Origin of the sequence: Desulfovibrio sp. JY, assembly GCA_021730285.1 — a bacterium.
In the GTDB taxonomy this organism is placed as follows: Bacteria; Desulfobacterota; Desulfovibrionia; order Desulfovibrionales; family Desulfovibrionaceae; genus Solidesulfovibrio.
The window spans coordinates 1,401,763-1,418,684 of sequence record CP082962.1 but is presented as its reverse complement, the minus strand read 5'-3'; the positions used below and the strand labels follow the sequence as shown (position 1 = coordinate 1,418,684).

Annotated in this window: 18 protein-coding genes; 5 read left to right on the top strand and 13 right to left on the bottom strand. The window is 64.4% G+C overall.

Translation table 11 applies throughout. From position 1 onward, the window contains the following. Window positions 1-149: 149 nt before the first annotated feature. Window positions 150-1,175, bottom strand: coding sequence for a glycosyltransferase (locus K9F62_06320; GenBank protein UJX42286.1), 1,026 nt, complete (start codon window positions 1,173-1,175; stop codon window positions 150-152). A 143-nt stretch (window positions 1,176-1,318) separates the two neighbouring features. On the opposite strand from K9F62_06320, the gene ilvD reads away from it, so the two are divergent. Further along, on the top strand, window positions 1,319-2,995 hold the full coding sequence (gene ilvD, locus K9F62_06315) for a dihydroxy-acid dehydratase (protein UJX42285.1): 1,677 nt from the start codon (window positions 1,319-1,321) through the stop codon (window positions 2,993-2,995). A 176-nt stretch (window positions 2,996-3,171) separates the two neighbouring features. Here the strand turns inward: ilvD and bla are convergent, their stop codons facing one another. The 6 genes from bla to K9F62_06285 form a co-directional block, all read right to left on the bottom strand. Then, complete coding sequence (gene bla / locus K9F62_06310) at window positions 3,172-4,098, bottom strand: class A beta-lactamase (GenBank protein UJX42284.1); 927 nt, start codon at window positions 4,096-4,098, stop codon at window positions 3,172-3,174. A 36-nt stretch (window positions 4,099-4,134) separates the two neighbouring features. Further along, window positions 4,135-4,746 carry a tetratricopeptide repeat protein gene (locus tag K9F62_06305; protein ID UJX42283.1) on the bottom strand — a complete coding sequence of 204 codons (612 nt, stop codon included), beginning with the start codon at window positions 4,744-4,746 and terminating at the stop codon, window positions 4,135-4,137. 190 nt (window positions 4,747-4,936) lie between these two features. Beyond that, entirely contained in the window at window positions 4,937-5,188 is a 252-nt protein-coding gene (locus K9F62_06300; protein ID UJX42282.1) for an SHOCT domain-containing protein, read from the bottom strand. Window positions 5,189-5,260: 72 nt separating this feature from the next. Continuing rightward, on the bottom strand, window positions 5,261-5,755 hold the full coding sequence (locus K9F62_06295; GenBank protein UJX42281.1) for a periplasmic heavy metal sensor: 495 nt from the start codon (window positions 5,753-5,755) through the stop codon (window positions 5,261-5,263). A gap of 261 nt (window positions 5,756-6,016) precedes the next feature. Next, the gene (locus K9F62_06290; GenBank protein ID UJX43287.1) at window positions 6,017-6,304 is read right to left on the bottom strand and encodes a hypothetical protein; all 288 of its coding nucleotides are present in this window, start codon (window positions 6,302-6,304) and stop codon (window positions 6,017-6,019) included. Further along, window positions 6,301-7,758, bottom strand: a complete 1,458-nt coding sequence (locus tag K9F62_06285; GenBank protein ID UJX42280.1) for a terminase family protein — start codon at window positions 7,756-7,758, stop codon at window positions 6,301-6,303. Before K9F62_06285 ends, K9F62_06290 begins: the two co-directional genes overlap by 4 nt. Window positions 7,759-7,877: 119 nt before the next feature. Here K9F62_06285 and K9F62_06280 point away from each other — a divergent pair, with 119 nt between their 5' ends. Then, complete coding sequence (locus K9F62_06280) at window positions 7,878-8,222, top strand: hypothetical protein (protein ID UJX42279.1); 345 nt, start codon at window positions 7,878-7,880, stop codon at window positions 8,220-8,222. A 114-nt stretch (window positions 8,223-8,336) separates the two neighbouring features. On the opposite strand, the gene K9F62_06275 is transcribed toward K9F62_06280, so the two are convergent. The 4 genes from K9F62_06275 to K9F62_06260 all read right to left on the bottom strand — a co-directional run bounded on the left by K9F62_06275 (window position 8,337) and on the right by K9F62_06260 (window position 10,335). Next, complete coding sequence (locus K9F62_06275) at window positions 8,337-8,882, bottom strand: terminase small subunit (protein UJX42278.1); 546 nt, start codon at window positions 8,880-8,882, stop codon at window positions 8,337-8,339. 685 nt (window positions 8,883-9,567) lie between these two features. Then, window positions 9,568-9,837, bottom strand: a complete 270-nt coding sequence (locus K9F62_06270) for a hypothetical protein (GenBank protein ID UJX42277.1) — start codon at window positions 9,835-9,837, stop codon at window positions 9,568-9,570. Continuing rightward, window positions 9,827-10,090, bottom strand: coding sequence for a hypothetical protein (locus K9F62_06265; protein ID UJX42276.1), 264 nt, complete (start codon window positions 10,088-10,090; stop codon window positions 9,827-9,829). The genes K9F62_06270 and K9F62_06265 overlap by 11 nt, the downstream gene beginning before the upstream one ends. Beyond that, complete coding sequence (locus K9F62_06260) at window positions 10,087-10,335, bottom strand: hypothetical protein (protein ID UJX42275.1); 249 nt, start codon at window positions 10,333-10,335, stop codon at window positions 10,087-10,089. Before K9F62_06260 ends, K9F62_06265 begins: the two co-directional genes overlap by 4 nt. A gap of 233 nt (window positions 10,336-10,568) precedes the next feature. Here K9F62_06260 and K9F62_06255 point away from each other — a divergent pair, with 233 nt between their 5' ends. Both K9F62_06255 and K9F62_06250 read left to right on the top strand, forming a co-directional pair. Further along, window positions 10,569-10,892 carry a hypothetical protein gene (locus K9F62_06255; GenBank protein UJX43149.1) on the top strand — a complete coding sequence of 108 codons (324 nt, stop codon included), beginning with the start codon at window positions 10,569-10,571 and terminating at the stop codon, window positions 10,890-10,892. Window positions 10,893-11,096: 204 nt separating this feature from the next. After that, a complete protein-coding gene (locus tag K9F62_06250) occupies window positions 11,097-13,118 on the top strand; it encodes a response regulator (protein UJX42274.1) in 2,022 nt (673 codons plus the stop codon). Between the two features lie 179 nt (window positions 13,119-13,297). Here K9F62_06250 and K9F62_06245 read toward each other — a convergent pair whose 3' ends face one another. After that, on the bottom strand, window positions 13,298-13,552 hold the full coding sequence (locus K9F62_06245; GenBank protein UJX42273.1) for a transcriptional regulator: 255 nt from the start codon (window positions 13,550-13,552) through the stop codon (window positions 13,298-13,300). 153 nt (window positions 13,553-13,705) lie between these two features. Here K9F62_06245 and K9F62_06240 point away from each other — a divergent pair, with 153 nt between their 5' ends. Next, window positions 13,706-14,530 (top strand): helix-turn-helix domain-containing protein, encoded by an 825-nt coding sequence (locus K9F62_06240; protein UJX43148.1) that lies wholly within the window; start codon window positions 13,706-13,708, stop codon window positions 14,528-14,530. A gap of 120 nt (window positions 14,531-14,650) precedes the next feature. Here K9F62_06240 and K9F62_06235 read toward each other — a convergent pair whose 3' ends face one another. Further along, a complete protein-coding gene (locus K9F62_06235; GenBank protein ID UJX42272.1) occupies window positions 14,651-16,705 on the bottom strand; it encodes a Cache 3/Cache 2 fusion domain-containing protein in 2,055 nt (684 codons plus the stop codon). Between the last annotated feature and the right edge of the window lie 217 nt (window positions 16,706-16,922).

The following is a 16,922-nucleotide window of genomic DNA, read 5'->3' as shown; positions in this document are numbered from 1 at the left end:
AAGTGCGAGAGGGGGACCCTTTTTGAAAAAAGGGTCCCCCTCTCGCGCTCTCCCCTCCGAAAAACTTTTTACGGTGACAGATGTTGTAGCGATAACACTTTGTAATCGCTAAAAGTCTTTGGAAGGGGGGCCCGGGGGGAAACTTTTCTTCAGAAAAGTTTCCCCCCGGAACCATCCGCCATCTTCAAAAAAAATAATCGTTGCGCGTCCGGGAGCGGCAGGTGCTCGTCCACGGCCAGCATGGCGTAGGCCTTGCGGATCTCGGTGGTTATTGTGGGGAGTTGGGCCAGTCGCCTGGCCGGGGCGCGGGAAGCGATCAGGCTTTTGGCCGTGTCGAGGATGGTTCTGGCCCGCTGGGTGATGGTGTGATGGGCGAGCACCGTGCGGCGGCCGGCGGCGGCAAGCGCGGCGAGGTCCGGGTCGTTCAGGGCGACCTGCGCCACACGGGCGGCATCGGCCGGGGCGCCACGCTTGTAGGTCAGGATGTTCTCCCCGGGCGTAAAAAGGTCATGCAGGCCGTTGCCGGTCTCCTCGGTCAAAACGGCCGCGCCGCAGGCCATGGCCTCGAAAATCCGAAAATTGAGCTCCCCGGCCACACTCTGGTTCAGCACGATGCGGCTGCGTTGAAAGATCGGCACATAGCTGCCGGTAGTGGCGAAAAGCGGCGCGCGCTGGCGAAAGGCGTCGAGAAAGGCGCGCCGCGTTGTATTGATCCGGCCGTCCAGGGTGCCGACGAAGGACACGGGAATATCGCGCGCCTGCTCCCCTGCCTTGTCGCGTCGGGGATTGCAGAAAAGCGGCGACCAGAAGGCGGGTCGGCCTGTCGGACACTCGGTAAAAAGCGGCAGAAAATCCTTTTGCGCCACGAAAAAAGCGTCAAAGGCCGCGCTGTACGGCACATGCCAGGGGTGCATGTACTGGTCCACGGAATAACCGATGGTGAGCGTGGGCAGGGTCTCCAGGCCGAAAATCCAGGGCACTTCGCAGGAATCGAACCAGAACACGCAGTCGGGATCGGGAAAGCGGGCGGCAAGCAGTTCCCCAAGCCTGTTTCGGGAAAGCGCTTCGCCAAGCGCCACGTCGCAATCGGCCGTGGTGCCGAGCGATAACACCTCGTGCCCCAGGGCGCGAAAGACCTGGACAAAGGCGGTATGGTGCAGGTTCAGGATGCGCACGCTGCCTCCGATGCGCCCTATGGTGCGGCACAAGCGCCTTTCGTGCAAGCCGTGCCCTTGCCAGCCGGTCCTGTCCTGTGGGAAACTCCGGCCGCCGACCGCTTCCGGTCGGCCAACACCGTTCAAGGACCAAGGAAACAGCCATGCGCAGCTCGCAATTTAAATCAGGATTGGAAAAAGCTCCCCACCGTTCCCTGCTCTACGCCCTGGGGCTCACCCGGGAAGAGATGGAGCGTCCGCTTATCGGCATCGTCAATTCGGCCAACGAGGTCGTACCCGGCCATATCCACCTGAACACCATTGCCGACGCGGTCAAGGCCGGCGTACGCCTCGCCGGCGGCACGCCCATGGCTTTCCCGGTCATCGGCGTGTGCGATGGGCTGGCCATGAACCACGACGGCATGCACTTTTCCCTGGTCAGCCGTGAAATCATAGCCGATTCCATCGAAATCATGGCCATGGCCCATCCCTTCGACGCCCTGGTCATGATCCCCAACTGCGACAAGGTCGTGCCGGGCATGCTCATGGCCATGCTGCGCCTCAACATCCCGTCGATCATCGTCAGCGGCGGCCCCATGATGGCCGGTTCCACGCCGGACGGCTCCTGCGACCTGATCGACGTGTTCGAGGCCGTGGGCAAGTTCAAGCGCGGGGCCATCGACGCGGAAAAGCTCGACGAGCTGGAACAAAACGCCTGCCCCGGCTGCGGCTCCTGCTCGGGCATGTTCACGGCCAATTCCATGAACTGCCTGTCGGAGTCGGTGGGCCTGGGGCTCCCCGGCAACGGCACCATCCCGGCCGTGACCGCCAAACGGGTGCGGCTGGCCAAGACCGCCGGCATGCGCGTCATGGATCTTCTGGCCAAAAACATCCGGCCGCGTGACATCGTTACCGAAAAGAGCATCGAAAACGCCGTGACCATGGACATGGCGCTCGGCTGCTCCACCAATACCGTGCTGCACCTGCCGGCGGTCTTCGCCGAGGCGGGCCTGCCGCTGACCCTCGACCTCTTCGACAAGATTTCGCGCAAGACGCCGAACCTCTGCAAGCTCTCCCCGGCCGGCCACCACTACCTGAGCGACCTCGATACCGCGGGCGGCATTCCGGCCGTCATGAGCGCCCTGGCCGCCAAGGGGCTGCTCAACCTCGACGTCATGACCGCCACGGGCAAGACCCTTGGCGAGAACCTGAAGGACCTCAAGGCGGGGATCAAGAATCCGGATGTCATCCGGGCCGACGCGCCCTACGCCAACGAGGGCGGCATCGCCATCCTGCGCGGCTCCCTGGCCCCGGACGGCGCCGTGGTCAAACAGTCGGCCGTGGTCCCGGAAATGATGCGCCATACCGGCCCGGCCCGGGTCTTCGACGACGAGGAGGCGGCCAACGAAGCCATCCTCGGCGGCAAGATCAAGGCCGGCGACGTGGTGGTCATCCGCTACGAAGGTCCGCAAGGCGGCCCCGGCATGCGCGAGATGCTCTCCCCCACCTCCAACATCATGGGCATGGGCATGGGCTCGACCGTGGCGCTTATTACCGACGGCCGGTTCAGCGGCGGCACGCGCGGCGCCGCCATCGGCCACGTTTCGCCCGAGGCGGCCGAGGGCGGCCCCATCGCCCTGGTCCACGAGGGCGATACCGTGGAAATCGATATCCCGGCCCGCAAGCTCGAACTCAAGGTGGACGCGGCCGAGCTGGAAAAACGCCGCGCTGCCTGGAGACGGCCGCAAAAGGAAATTACCTCGCCGCTGCTCCGCCGCTACGCCGCCCAGGTCAAATCCGCCGCCCAGGGCGCGATCTACAAGGATCCGGTCAAAGGGTAAGGAGAAGAGAGAGACCGGGGGGAAACCTTTCTGGAGAAAGGTTATCCCCCCGGGCCCCCTTTCCAAAGACTTTTAACGATAACAGTCTGTCACCGTTAGAAGTTTTTAGGAGGGGAGAGCGCGAGAGGGGGACCCTTTTTCCAAAAAGGGTCCCCCTCTCGCATTCTCTTTCCTACCTAATAACATTTAGGCCGGTTGTCGGCGGTGGAGGAGCCTTCGGTTTCTGGGAAGAAATGGAGCAGCACGAGGCGCGTGGCGTCGGCCAGGACGTCCCGGCGGGCCGGCGCGTCTTTTTGCTGTTGGGTGAAGTAGACGGCGAGGACGATGATGGGTTTGCCGTTGGGCGACCAGATGACGGCCACGTCGTTGCTGGTGCCGTAGCTGCCGCCGCCGGTCTTGTCGCCGACGGTCCAGCCGGGCGGCAGGCCGGCCTTGATGCTGGTGTCGCCCGTGGTGTTGCCTTTGATCCAGGCGACGAAGCGGTCCCGCTGCGAGGGCCCAAGGACCTTGCCCAGGGCGATTTCGCGCATGGAGCGGGCCATGGCCTCGGGCGTGGACGTATCGTGCGGATCGCCGGGGATGGCGGCGTTGAGGTCGGGTTCGAGGTGGTCGAGGCGGAAGGCTGTGTCGCCGAGGCTTTTGGCAAAGGCATTGACCGCCTGGGTGCCGCCGAGTTCACGGATGAGCAGATTGGCCGCCGTATTGTCGCTGACTTGCAAGGCCGCCGCGCAGAGTTCGGCCACGGCCATGCCCTGCGCAAGGTTTTTGCGCGTTACCGGGGCATAGGACAGCAGGTCGCCTTCTCCGTAGCGGATGCGCCTATCGAGCAGCGCCGGGGCGGCCATGCTTTTTTGGAGCACGGCCGCCGCGACGAGGAACTTGAAGGTGCTGCAAAAGGGAAAGCGCTCCTGGCCGCGGTAGGCAAAGGCGCGGGAGCCCGCGCCATCGAGAAAGGCGACGCCGAGGCGTCCGTGCGCGCGTTGCTCGAGGGCTGCGATCTGGCGCGTCAGGGACGCATTCTCGGCGGCAACGGCATGCCAGGGGCCGGCCAGCTGCATGGCGCTCAAAAAGAGCACAAGGACCAAGGGGCGTGTCGCGCGCATAATTGGACGCCTCGCAACGTGTTTGCTGAGAGCGGGTTATTGGCCGGAGAGTTCCTGCAAGGCCTGGGTCACGGTCTGGCCGCTCGGCAGGGTGGCGTTGGGATTCTTGGCGGCCAGGGTCTTCAGCGCATTGATCGCTCCGGCCTTGTCGTGCTTGTCGTGTTCCAGCACAACGCTCTTATTGTAATACGCGATCACGTGGGCCGGGTTCAGGGCGATGGCCTTGTCGAAACAGGCCAGGGCTTTGTCGAACTGGCCGCTATCCCGGTACATGACGCCCTGGTCGGTCAGCACGTCGGGCTGGCGCGGATCGAGGGTCAGGGATTTCTCGTAGGCGGCAATGGCCTTTTCGGACTGGTGGGAATCGAAATACAGGTTGCCCAGCTGGGTCCAGGCGGCGGTGTTGGCCGGCTCGAGCTGGGTCTGTTTTTCGATGGCCTTGATGCGGTCGGCCATGGCGGTGTCCATGGCGGGCTGGGTCGGGGCCTGGGCCGGGGCCTGGGCCACGCCGGGAGCGCCCGCTTGGCGTCCCATCATGCCATGGGCGGTAAATCCCAGGTAAAAACCCACCAAGAGGGCCAGGCAGCCGCCGAGGATAGCAGCGGTACGGCTGACGGTGGCCGGTGATTGCTTTTTCTCTTCGCTCATGAGGTTCTCCTTGCGACGTTTCGCCACGTGGGCCGGTGTCTAGCAATGTCGGGACCAAATGTCACCGCATGAAAAAGCCCGAAGCGGCGGGAAGCCGCTTCGGGTCACGCGGAGACGGAAGGAGGGATGTCTGCGCTTTATGGTAACAACGCTTCTGGCGCTGCCGGAAGCGTTGATGACGCATTTGGGCTCACGATTCGACGGCGCGCTTGAGGCGTTCGAATTCTTCCTCGGAGATGCTGCCCTCGGCCAGGCGGACGCGAAGGATCCGCAGGGCGTCGTCGCGGTCGGCCCGGGCGTTTCGCCGGGGATGCGGATCGGGAAGCAGGGCCCGGATGACCCAGATCCCCGCGATCACGATCACCGCCAGGACGATCAGCCCGAAGAAGGGAAAACCGCCTCCGGAGAATGAAAACGGGTATGAATTGAAACAACCCCACATAGTGTCGCCTGCATACGCTGTTGTCGCGTCAGGGGGCCGGTTGGAAACCGACCCCCTGGTCATACGCTCGTTTTAGAAGCCGCCGCCGCAGGGGCCGTAGCCGCCGTTGCCGCGATGGTGGAAGCCGCCCATGCCGCCGCGTCCGCCCCAGCCCATCGGGCCGTTGCCCATGGGGCCGATTTCCTTGGTGACCTGGATGCGGAAGGCCGTGCGGGCGGACAGAAGCTTGCCCTGCATGTCGCCGATTTCCTTGGTCAGGGCGTCGATCTTGGTCTGGTCGGGATTTTGGGCCACGGCCAGGGCGTTGAGCTCGGCCCGCTTGACGCCGAGGTCGGCGCGCAACTGGGCGGTCTTGGCCGCGTAGTCGTCATGCAGCTTCTGGAAGGCGGCCTGCTTTTCCGGAGTCAGCTGGGTCATGAAGCCGCCGCCGTAACCCGGACAGTCCGCAGGGCCGTTACCGCCGCCTCTGACGCCGGCAGGGCCGCCGGGGCGGGCCATGGCCAGGGAAGCGGAAAGGGCCAGGGTGGCCAGAGCGGTCAGGACGATGCCGAATTTCTTGCCGTTCATGTCGTAGTCCTCCGTATAACGTTGGTGCGCGAAAGTTTTTTCCGCATTGCCGGCGTGTTGCCGGCCGTTGGTCGCGGCGTTTGCACGAAGTAAAGCATGGACCGTGCCATGTAATATTATTTAATAAAATAAGTAAGTTATAGAGAATGACGCGCAGCGATCACCGTCAGGCTGGATAAAACGCGCACAGTCGGGGCCGGGAAAAGGCGCGCTCTGTATATTTTAAATACAGGGCCAACCGATACGATCGACAATAAAAAATCATGTAAAATTATATGGATGATGGTTTTCACCCGTAGTCGAACCAGGCCTTTCAGGCTCGTTTGGTGAAAAACTATCCACCGCGTGGCGCGCGCCCTCCATATCCAGGGCGGCCTCGGCCCAGGGATCGGGTTCCTCGGGCATGGCCTCGGACGGCCGGGACAGCAGCGGCTGGTCGAACATGGCCCGCCCGGCGCTTTCCCGGCCGAGCCGCCAGCCGACAAGCAGAAACAACAGGGCGAGACCCGCCTGGACCAACATGGCGAAAGTGAAATCCTGTTCCATCATGGCATCTCCTGTCCGTCCTGGACGGCGGTCACGGCGTCGATGATCCGGGCCGCCGGCCGCATTTCCGTTTTCCCGCCCCCCGGGGCCAGGGGCCGGGCCATGCAGGCATGGCAGGCCTCGTCATAGATGTGATCCTCGCCGGTGGTGTCGATGTCCTCCACATTGCGCCGGTCCGTGACCAGAAGCGGGATGGTGCGGATGAAGTGTTCGCACACGTCGTAGACCTGGAGCATGGGCGGCCCGTCGACGCGGGGCCGCAGCCGTTCGTGGAACTGGCGGATCTTGGCCGTGCGCGAGGGATCGCCCGGGGCCAGGAATATTCCCGACGCGGCAAAGACCTCGGCCGTGCTCGGACCCTGGCCGCCGCCGCGATAATCGGGTTTCTTGGCGAAACAGTCCGGCCCGGCCAGCCGGGTGATGAAGCGTCCGGCGATGCCGTGGCGCGTTTCCCGTTCGCAGATGCCGGCGGCGATGCGCGAATCGGTCAGGCGCAGGCCCTGGTTGGGCGAGCCGTTGGTGCCGTACCATTCGGCGAATCGCAAAAGCCTCCCCTCCCCGTCCACCCACCACCAGCCCACGGAAAAAGGCGCGCCGTAGCCCCAGTCGAAGGTCATGAAAAGCGGGGCCGTCTCCGGCACGGGCCTGGGTTTGACCACGTGCAGCCGCCTGGAAAAGGCGAAGGCCTGGCCCATGAACACGTCCCAGTCGCCGTCGCGGTAGGCCGTGCGATACGGTTCGGGCAGGGCGTCGAGGCGTTTAGCATAGCCCGGGTCCCGGGCGAGGAGGATGGGGTTGTCGGCAAGCCGCCCGGGAATGTGGCAGCGCAGCATGCCCCCTTCACCGGCCGGGGCGCGCCTTGGCACCATGGGCGGGGCAAAGTCCACGAACCGGGCCTTGACGAAGGCGTGGCCCACGCCGCCGGGATTGGAGGCGCACACGATGCCCGGAATTTTGTGGCGCAGGCCGGACGGCACATCGAGGGTGCAGCGTAACCGGCCGCGCAGGTAGTCGTACATGAATTCGGTGAAATGGGTCAGTTCGTCGATGAGCAGCAGATGGATCTCCGCCCCCTGGTAGGCGAACACGTTGGCTTCGCGGTGGCAGCTGCAAAAAAACAGGATCGAACCGTTCATGAATTCAAAGCGATGCTTGGCGGCCCGGAACGTTCCGATGCCCTTGGGAAACTGGGACAGCGCCGGCAGGATGTGGTTGTGCTCCAGTTCGGGTTGCGTGCGCCGGAAAAGGTAGGCGCGAAGGCCCGATACCCGCAGGCAGGCCAGCAGCGCCTCGAAGCGCAGGGCATGGCTTTTGCCGGGGCCGGCCGCACCGCCGAAAAGGATTTCGTTGGCCGGGCAGGCGTGCAGGGCGGCCTGGCGCGGCTGGGGCTTGTAATCGATGACGATGCGATCGCCATGGCGCGCGGGATTCGCCGATATATCGTCAAAATGTTGCAATGCAGCGCTCCAGGAGTTTCAGGGAAAGGAAAACAGTCTGGAATAAATGGGATTTTTTCTGGCACGGTTTGGGCAGGCCTCAGAGTTGACAACAGGTCTACGACCTGGAGGTATTGGTCATGGCAAAGGTTTGGCCCAAACGTCTGCTGGTATTGGCTCTGGTGCTGGCGATCGCCGTCTGCGTCGGGGCGGTGGCATCGGCCGGCCGGCGCGGATCGGGGCTTGGCGCCTATGCCAGGGTGCTCAAGGCGACGGAAGCCGCCGCGCAACCCGCTCCCGCTCCAGATCCGGTGGCCGACTGCCTGATGGCCGCCCGGCTGCTCCACGCCGCAAACGACAACGGGGCAAGCATGGGCGCGGTGGATTTCGAGGCGCTGCGGGCCTACTGCCGCTCGCGCGTGCAGGGTGGGGCGGCCAAACCGCAGGCGTTCGGCAACAAGGGGGAACGAGGGGAACATCTCTGAAAAGGGAGGGAGCCCCTTCCCACGCGTACCCTTTTCCAAACGTATGACTCGGTGGGCGGCTGGATGAGGCTCTGCCGCAAGGGGCCTTACAGCGCGTTTTGAAGGCAGGAGGCGTTAAGCCTCCCCGGAGGCGTCGGGCAGAGGATCGGGCGGCGGCACACAGGTGACCACGGTGACGGGGCGCGCGCCGGAAGCTTCTTCGGCGGCCTCGCGCCCGCCCAGGTGCCGGGCCAGGGCGGCCAGGGCCTGGGTCTTGCCGTGGAGCTTGATGCGAAGCCCCTTGCCCGACTTGCCGGCGCTCTCCACGATTTCGGACACGCAGGCGGTCTGCTGCGGCGTCAGCTCCCGGGAGGCCCGAAGCGTCACGCCGCCGGCGTCCCAGTCCACGAATTCCCTGATGTCGGCAAAGGCGATGCGGGCCAGTTCCAGCACCACCCGGTCCTGGGTGATGCCGAGGCGTTGGCTGCGCTCTTCCATGGCTTCCTCGATGGCGGCGCGGACGTGGGGCAGGTTTTTGATCCGGTTCCCGGTCACTTTGGCGCATTTTGCGCCGTAGCCGGCCCGTACCGCCGCTGCCGCCGGACGCAGGTCGACCAGATATTCCTGGACGAAGCGGCGTTGCCGGTCCGTCAGGCGGGTTTCCCGCCCGGATTTGCTCATAACCGCTCTCCTTGCTTGGATACGACATGCTGGATGCGGGGACGTCGTCCGGAAACCGGACCAAGATCAATTTGATCGGTTGGGCGGGGAAGGGGTGTGGCGGACGCGCGCGGCGCATATTTGAAGAATACGCCTTCGCGTCCGCCACACCCCCTCCCCGCCCCTGGCTGTCCCGCTCCATATATGGTCGATTTCCAGCTCTCGGCCGTCCCCAACTGCCTGCCCCATATCTGTGCGGTTTCCAGTTTTCGTTCGCCTCTGGCTGCCCGCCCCATTTGTGGGTGGATTCCAGCTTTCGACCACGCCTGGCTGCCCGCCCCGTATATGGCGGTTCCCAGCTTACGGCCGCTCCTGGCTCCCGCATCATGCTTGATTTTGTCCTTCCAAAGAGCGCTCTTGAAAGGAAATAGAAAATCTGCCCGTAACACACCAAAAAAGTTAAAAGTTTTTGGGAGGGGAGAGCGCGAGAGGGGAACCCTTTTTTCCTAAAAAGGGTTCCCCTCTCGCATGCATTCCCGCCCTCCTCCTCCCCTAATGCAGGCGCTCGGACGGGCCGGTCCAGCGCCACAGGGCCAGGATATCGGCCAGGGTGAGGTGGGGATTGAGGGTGAGCAGGCCGTCGAGGCTGACGGCGCGGATGGGGGCGCTTGGCATGGGAAATTCCTCCATGGCGGGTTGAAGAGCGTCAGGCCGCGAGATCGCGTTCTTCCAGGATGGTCAGGCGGGTGGCGTGGTTGTCGAGCCGGTCGACGGCCCGGTCCATCTCGGCCCGGCTGGGATGGCCGGTGGCCATTTCCAGGCGGCAGTCGGCCTGGCTTTTTTCCAGCTCGCGCAGCCTCTCGTCGAGGCTGTCGAGGCTGAGGGCAACGTCGGCGATCCAGCGGCGGGTGAAAAAAAGGGCCAGCCCGGTCAGAAAGGAGATCCAGGCCGGCAGGAACACGGTTTCAAGAGCCATGGCCGTCGCTTGCCTCCTTGGCGTCGCCGGCGGTCGCGCCGTCGGCGGTTGCGGGCCGGGTGAAAAGCGGCAGCGCCCGTTCGGCCAGATCGATGCCGGCCTGGGAACCGATGGCGGCCAGTGCGATATCGGTGATGGATTGGATCTCGTCCGGCGTGAGCCCAAGCCCCCATTTGCGGTTGGCGGCCACGGCCGCGATGGCGAAAACCGCCGCCAGAAGCTTTCGCGAGGCCAGGCGCTGCATGGAACTCATGACAACCGCCTCGGCGGCAGGGGCCGTGACTGGGGCTCGCCGCAATACGGGCAAGCCGGCGGCCCGTCGAAAGCCGTGCGATAGGCGGAGCCGGCAAACACCGTGCCGCAGTCCGGGCAGGCGCGGTAGACCCTGTCGCTGACGAAGCACAGCGTTCCGTCCTCGGCAACGCTGGCGTAGTGTGAAAGGGTTGCGCCGCCGATGGAGGCGGGAAATACCGGCAAGGACGTATTCGTCGTGTGCATGGCGCACCTCCCATGGCTCCAAAGGGACCACGGAAGGCGGTCAGCGACCAGACAGTCTATGTCATAAATAAACGAAACGTTATGTGACGGTCTTCCCGGTGTGGGAACAAGCCTTTACAAGCACGGAGGGGTCGGGCACAAAAAATGAAATCGTCTCCGAGGAGCCCCTCATGTCCCCCCGGTCGTTTTTTTCCCGCTGCCCTCCCCTGGTGTTGTCCCTGGCGACCCTTTTGATGGCCGTGGCCCTTTTTCCAGGCTGCGGCGGGCGGATGGCGGCGCCTGGCGACGGCGGAGGCGCGCCGGCCATGTCGGTCAAGGAATTCTACGAGTTCTGCTCGAGCCTGCCCACACCGGGCGCCTGCCTGTCCAACCCCATTTGCGGGCGTTACCGCACGGAACTCTCCTCGCCGCCGCCGGACCTCCCCGGGTGCCTGTCCCTGTGCCGACAGACCCAAAATGCGCTGTACGTGGCCAATCTCACCAACGGCTGCGGCCCCACCCTCGATCGCGCCGCCGATCTGTGCGACCAGTTCTGTCGCCGCCGAACCTCCCGGTAGTCTCCCGCCTTTCCCGTCGTCGCGGCTGCGTCCGTCGCGCCCCGTTCGGCCTGTCGCGGCAGACACGGCCTGGGCGCAGGGGCTTCGCGCCGCCGGCGAGGAGTCCTTTTTTGTGCAAGATGTGGTTGCGAGCAGGCTCCCCACCGGGTATGGTGACTGGTATCGGTAGAAAAATCACTTGCCAGTTCTCCTGCGAGGAATGCCATGGTCGGGCCACGACAGGGCAATATGGATGCCGCGCGTGCTTCGTCGGCGCAATCTTCCACGCCTCGGGCGGTTTCCACGGCGCTTTGCGTTTTCCAGAATTTCGTCCAGGGCGAGACGGTCCTTGCCTATCGCACGGATGCGGCGGACCGCCTGACATGGGTCTCGCCGGAGGCCGTGCGACAACTTGGCTACGACAGGGAGGAAGCCCTGCTCGGTCGCGATGCCGGCGAGGCGCTCTACCATGATCCCGGGCAACGCCAGGCGTTGCTTGCCGCCCTGGCTTCGGGCTGCGTGCCCATGTGCCAGGAGGAATTTTTGCGCCGGGCCGACGGCTCTTCCCTGACCGTGCGCACCCGGGCGATGCCGCGAAACGACCATACGGACCGTCCCGGGGGCATGGAGGCGCACTGCCTGGTCCTCACCGGGGAGCTCGAGGCCAGCATCCATCTGGCCAAGGCGCTTCGGGAGATGGAAATCGTCTTCGACAACGCCCTGGTGGGCATGATCCTGTCCCGAAACCATTGCATCGAAAAGATAAATGCCCGTGGGGCCGAGGTGTTCGGCTATTCGGCCACGGCGCTTGCCGACACGGATGGCGCCGTGTTGTTCGCTTCGCCCGAATCGTACCAGGACTTCCTCCAGGCTTCGGTCCAGGATCTGCTGGAATCCGGCATGCACAGCGGCGAATACGCCATGCGCCGGGCTGACGGCGCGACGATTCTGGTGCGCACCCATGGCAAGAGCCTGTCTCCCGAGGACCGGGAGAAGGGGGTCGTCTGGGCCTTTGACGACGTGTCCGAACAAAAGCGCCTTGAAGCGGAACTGCGTGCGTCCAAGCAGGCGGCCGAGTCGGCAAGCGTTGCCAAGACCCAGTTCCTGGCCAACATGAGCCACGAACTGCGCACACCCCTAAACGGCATCATGGGCATGACCCAGCTCTTGCTCGACGGCGACGCGGGCGACGAAACCAGGGAGTACCTGGGCATCATCCGCCAGTCCGCCTCCATCCTCATGCACATCGTCGGCGACCTGCTCGACCTGTCCAACGTCGAGGCCGGCCGGCTCATGCTCGTTGTGCGCGAGTTCGACCTGCAAGCGGAACTGCTGCCCCTGTTGCGCAATTTCGCCACCCAAAGCATGCTGCGCCCCTTTACCTTCGCCTATCATTTCGATCCGCTGCTGCCCGCCCGGCTCATCGGCGACCCGAACCGCATCAAGCAGATCTGCATCAACTTGATCGGCAACGCCTTCAAGTACACCAAGAAGGGCTCCGTGACCGTGCGTATCGGGTTGTGGGAAGGCCCGACCGGCGAACCGGCGCACGAGGTCGCGCCGGCGCGCATCCGGCTGCATATCGCCGTGGCCGATACGGGCGTGGGCATCGAACCGGCGCGACATGCCACTATTTTCGAGCCGTTCGGCATCGGCGAGGACTATCTGACCAAGAAATACAGCGGCGCGGGACTGGGACTGACCGTCGCTCGCCGGCTGGCCGGCATGATGGGCGGCGACATCACCCTGGAATCCGAGCCCGGCCGGGGCAGCACCTTTTACCTGACCCTGGAATGCGGCTTGCCCGAATCCAATAAGGACCGTGGCGCGGGAAAAAACGCCGTGCCGCCGAAGATCCCGGCCAGCGCCGGCTTGCGCATCCTCCTGGCCGAGGACGAGCCGGTCAATCGCATTTTCACCGTGCGCGCCCTCACGAAACTCGGCCATCAGGTGGAAACCGCGGCCGATGGCAAGGAGGCCCTGTCGCTGCTCGGCCGGGCACCCTTCGATCTGGTGCTCATGGATATCCAGATGCCGCGTCTAAACGGCCTCGATGCCACGCGACTGATCCGTTCCGGCCAGGTGCCGGGCCTGTCTCCGTCCATCCCGGTGGTGGCCCTGACCGCCTACGCCATGGATTCGGACCGGGAGCTCGGCCTGGAGGCTGGGATGGACGAATACGTCACCAAGCCCTTCGAACCCCGGGAGTTGGTGGCGGCCATGGAGCGGGCCTTGCGGAAGGAATAAGGGGAATGAGGAAGTGATATGCGAGAGGGGGACCCCTTTTGGAAAAAAGGGTCCCCCTCTCGCGCTCTCCCCTCCTAAAAACTTTTAACGGTGACAGGCTGTTATCGTTAAAAGTCTTTGGAAAGGGGGTCTGGGGGGAAACTTTTCTTCAGAAAAGTTTCCCCCCGGTCTGCATCCTCTCAATGAACGCGCGCCACAATGCGGCGCAGATGCCGGTCGGACAGGCCGAACTGGTCGCGCAGGGCGAAAAGGTCGACCCCGGCCTGGTACATGCGTCGGATTTCGTTGTCACGTCGCTTTTTGCGCGAACTCGTGCCGTTGGGGATATCCAGCCGGCAGCCGCCCCACTCGGCGATAAGGGCGTCGAGCGCGGCTCGGGCCGCGGTCTGGCCAAGGCTTTCCGCTAGCTTTGCTTCCATTTCGAATTCGCGCATCAAAACCGTCTCCGTGACAATGTGGCGTGGACGAGCAAGGGCTGATAAGGATCACTGGTATTCCTAGTTGGAATATTTGTCAAGAATAATATTCCAAAAAAGGAATGGACATTCCCCCCCGAGCTGGGGCAAAAAAGGAAAATGATGCGCATCATGCCCCCTGCCGCCGTGCCTGAGGCCGGTTCGCCGCGTTCCGGCGAGGAGCAGTGCTTCTGGAAGGCCCTGGTCGATCTGGCGGCCATGGAGAACGCCAACCAGGCGGAGCTGGCGGCGTTTGTCGGCGTCAGCCAGGGCTATGTCAGCAAGATCTTGTCCGGCAAGCAGATGCCCAAGCCTGGGCTGCGCCGCCGGTTCGCCGCCTTTTTCGAGCTGTCCTACGAGGAAATGCTGGCGCTTGGCCGGGATGGGTTGGAAAATCAGGCGTATCTGCCCGAGGGGGACGGCGCGCGCCGCTACCATGTCCGCGAGCCCCTGTACGGCGGCGAGACGCCGGGGCGCGCTGTGGCGTCCGGAACGGACAATGCAGGACTCAAGTCCCGGCTGCGCGACATCCGGGCCAGGGAAATGCACCAGCTCCACTATACCGAGGTGCCCCTGCGCGAGGCCACGGGTTCCATGGGCGGCGGCTCCACCGAGACGGGCGACCGGACGCTCACTTACCTGAGTTTTCGCACGGAATGGATCCGTTCCAAGGGCAACCCGGAGTACATGACCGTCATCCGGGCCTTCGGCGACAGCATGGATCCCACCATCGCCGACGGCAGCGTGGTGCTCATCGACGAAGGCCGCCGGCAGTTCGTGAAGAACAAGATCTATTACCTGCGCTACAACGGGCAGATGTATATCAAGCGGCTGGTGGAGCGCGACGGCCGGCTGGCCATCGCCTCGGACAATGACCTGAACGTGCTCCTGGTGTCCGATGCCGACGATTTCGAGATCATTGGCCGCTGCATCTGGACGGCCAAGGATCTCGATTGACCGGCTGTGCGCGGAGAAAGGAATATTCGAAGCCGATATATTCCATAGAGGAATATTCGTGACGACGTTGTCGCGGCAGACCGTCGCCCATACGGCCTGCCGCGATTGTGGGCCCGCGCTTTAGCAGTCCGAGCCGGCGCAATTGTCCCGGAACGCGGCGACCATCTCCTCCAGGGCGTCGACCTGTCTGGTCATGTTGTCCACCACGCTTGAGGATTCCCGCATGCCCCGGGCGATGTCCGCGGACAGGCGGCTGACGTCCTCCTCGGCCCGGCTGATCTGCTCGCTGGCCGCGGATTGCTCCTCGGCCGCCGTGGCGATGCCCTGCACCTGGCCCGAGGTCTCGTCGACCAGCTCGACGATGGAGCGCAAGGCCGCCTCGGACGCCCCGGCCAGTTCCGTGGCGTGGGCCACGGCCTCGGTGGCCTCGTCGACCTTGTTCATGCTGTCCCGCGCCCCGGTCTGAATGGCGCCGATGGACTGCCCCACTTCCTTGGTGGCGACCATGGTCTTCTCGGCCAGCTTTCGCACCTCATCGGCCACGACCGCGAAGCCCCGGCCGGCGTCGCCGGCGCGGGCGGCTTCGATGGCGGCGTTTAAGGCCAGCAGGTTGGTCTGGTCGGCGATGTCGGAGATGACGTTCATGATGGCGCCGATGGCCTGCGCCTTTTCCCCCAGCGCATCCATGCCGGCCTTGACCTCGCGGGAGACGGTGTCGACGCGGCTTATGGCGGCCAGGGACTTTTCCACAACGGCGCGCCCGTCCAGGGCCTGGCTGCGAGCTTCGCCGGCCTTGGCCGCGGCCGCGCCCGCGTTCTTGGCCACCTCGAGCACGGTGGCGTTCATCTGCTCCATGGCGGTGGCGGTTTCCGCCGTGCGCCGCTCCTGCTCCTGCACCGAGGAAACGACGGTCGAAACCTCCTCGGCCAGCTGGGACGAACCCTCGGTCAGGGCCTGCATCACGTCCTGCAGCCGGTCGGCGGCCATGAGCAGGCCCTGGGTCTTGGCCTCCTCGGCCGCAGCCTGGGCCTTCTTGGCCTCTTCCAGGGCGTCGGCCGCGCGGCCTGCCTGGGCCACGGCCTCCTCGCCCTTGGCCTTGGCCTCGCCAAGACTGGCCATGATGCTTTCATTCATGGAAACAAGCGCGTCGCCGAGGGTCTGCAGCTCGTCCCGGCTGTGGATGTCCAGGCGATGGTCGTGCTGGCCCCGGGCCACGGCGGCGGCGAAATCCACGCACCGGCGCAGGCCGTTGAGCACGAATGCCCGCATCAGGACGAGGATGGCGGCCAGGATGGCCAGGGTGACGCCCAGGGCGATGAGGATGTTTTGCCGCATGGCCGTGTCGGTGATGGCCCGAAATTCGCTCAGCGGCGTTTCGACCGCGAACAGCCAGCCGGTCTTTGGCTCCCGGGTGACGGCGACCAGATGGTCCCCGGCGGCGTCGCGGTAGGCGAGCACGGCCGTCCGGGTCGTGGCCAGGATGCGCTTGCCCGCCTCGGTCGTGGCGAAGTCGGTCTTCATGAGCAGGGACTTGTCCGGATGGGCCAGGACCATGCCCTGCCCGTCGAGGATGAAGGCGTAGCCGGTCTGGCCGATCTTGGTCGCGGCAAGGTCGTTGGTCAGGGACTCGAGGTCCATGCCGCTATTGAGCACGCCCACGAGCTTGCCCGAGGCGTCGCGGATGGGTTGGGCCAGGACCACGGCCGCCTTGCCGGTGGTGCGGCTGACAATGGCCTTGGACACGACGTCGGCCTTGTCCTCCTTGGTCACCATTTTGAAGTAGTCCCGGTCGGGCACCTTGATCTTGCCCACGCTTTTTTCGTTGGACGAGGCGACCGAGGTGCCCTGCGGGTCGAAGATGTTGGCGTAGTCGGCTCCGGTCATGCCGGCGACCATCATGTCGAGCATGGCGTTGGCCGCCTGGGTATCGTTGCCCTTGGCGGCGGCGATGAAGAGCGGAGTCTTGGCGAAGCTGGCCAGAACCTTGAGGTTGGACGCCACGGTGCCGGTGATGTCCTTGGCCATGGACTGGCACAAAAGCGTCATGGACTGGCCCTCGACGTATTCCAGGGCGGAGTTTGTCGTACGGTCGTTTACCGCGACCAGAACCACCATGCCGATGACGACGATGGCCAAAATCGGAGTGAAGAATTTGACGCGAAGCGACAGGCGCATGCCGTTCCCTCCTGACGGGGTTGCGGAAATGGCCGCGGGAACGCAACGGCGAGGATAATACCATGCCATGGAACCCGTTTTGTGTCCACGGGTCGGTACATTGGAAGCATGCTATCAAAGGGGCCGGCCCCTATTTCACGTAGGTGTCACTGTAAATGGCGGCAAGCTGCTTTTCGACAACAGGCGATGCGGCAAGAGAAACGCCGCGTGGCGAAGC

What these genes read in the sequence shown, in the direction of transcription:
- ilvD (UJX42285.1), top strand. Translation starts at nt 1,319, where the DNA reads ATGCGCAGCTCGCAATTTAAATCAGGATTGGAAAAAGCTCCCCACCGT.
- bla (UJX42284.1), bottom strand. Translation starts at nt 4,098, where the DNA reads ATGCGCGCGACACGCCCCTTGGTCCTTGTGCTCTTTTTGAGCGCCATG.
- K9F62_06305 (UJX42283.1), bottom strand. Translation starts at nt 4,746, where the DNA reads ATGAGCGAAGAGAAAAAGCAATCACCGGCCACCGTCAGCCGTACCGCT.
- K9F62_06300 (UJX42282.1), bottom strand. Translation starts at nt 5,188, where the DNA reads ATGTGGGGTTGTTTCAATTCATACCCGTTTTCATTCTCCGGAGGCGGT.
- K9F62_06295 (UJX42281.1), bottom strand. Translation starts at nt 5,755, where the DNA reads ATGAACGGCAAGAAATTCGGCATCGTCCTGACCGCTCTGGCCACCCTG.
- K9F62_06290 (UJX43287.1), bottom strand. Translation starts at nt 6,304, where the DNA reads ATGATGGAACAGGATTTCACTTTCGCCATGTTGGTCCAGGCGGGTCTC.
- K9F62_06280 (UJX42279.1), top strand. Translation starts at nt 7,878, where the DNA reads ATGGCAAAGGTTTGGCCCAAACGTCTGCTGGTATTGGCTCTGGTGCTG.
- K9F62_06275 (UJX42278.1), bottom strand. Translation starts at nt 8,882, where the DNA reads ATGAGCAAATCCGGGCGGGAAACCCGCCTGACGGACCGGCAACGCCGC.
- K9F62_06270 (UJX42277.1), bottom strand. Translation starts at nt 9,837, where the DNA reads ATGGCTCTTGAAACCGTGTTCCTGCCGGCCTGGATCTCCTTTCTGACC.
- K9F62_06265 (UJX42276.1), bottom strand. Translation starts at nt 10,090, where the DNA reads ATGAGTTCCATGCAGCGCCTGGCCTCGCGAAAGCTTCTGGCGGCGGTT.
- K9F62_06260 (UJX42275.1), bottom strand. Translation starts at nt 10,335, where the DNA reads ATGCACACGACGAATACGTCCTTGCCGGTATTTCCCGCCTCCATCGGC.
- K9F62_06255 (UJX43149.1), top strand. Translation starts at nt 10,569, where the DNA reads ATGGCCGTGGCCCTTTTTCCAGGCTGCGGCGGGCGGATGGCGGCGCCT.
- K9F62_06250 (UJX42274.1), top strand. Translation starts at nt 11,097, where the DNA reads ATGGTCGGGCCACGACAGGGCAATATGGATGCCGCGCGTGCTTCGTCG.
- K9F62_06245 (UJX42273.1), bottom strand. Translation starts at nt 13,552, where the DNA reads ATGCGCGAATTCGAAATGGAAGCAAAGCTAGCGGAAAGCCTTGGCCAG.
- K9F62_06240 (UJX43148.1), top strand. Translation starts at nt 13,706, where the DNA reads ATGCCCCCTGCCGCCGTGCCTGAGGCCGGTTCGCCGCGTTCCGGCGAG.
- K9F62_06235 (UJX42272.1), bottom strand. Translation starts at nt 16,705, where the DNA reads ATGCGCCTGTCGCTTCGCGTCAAATTCTTCACTCCGATTTTGGCCATC.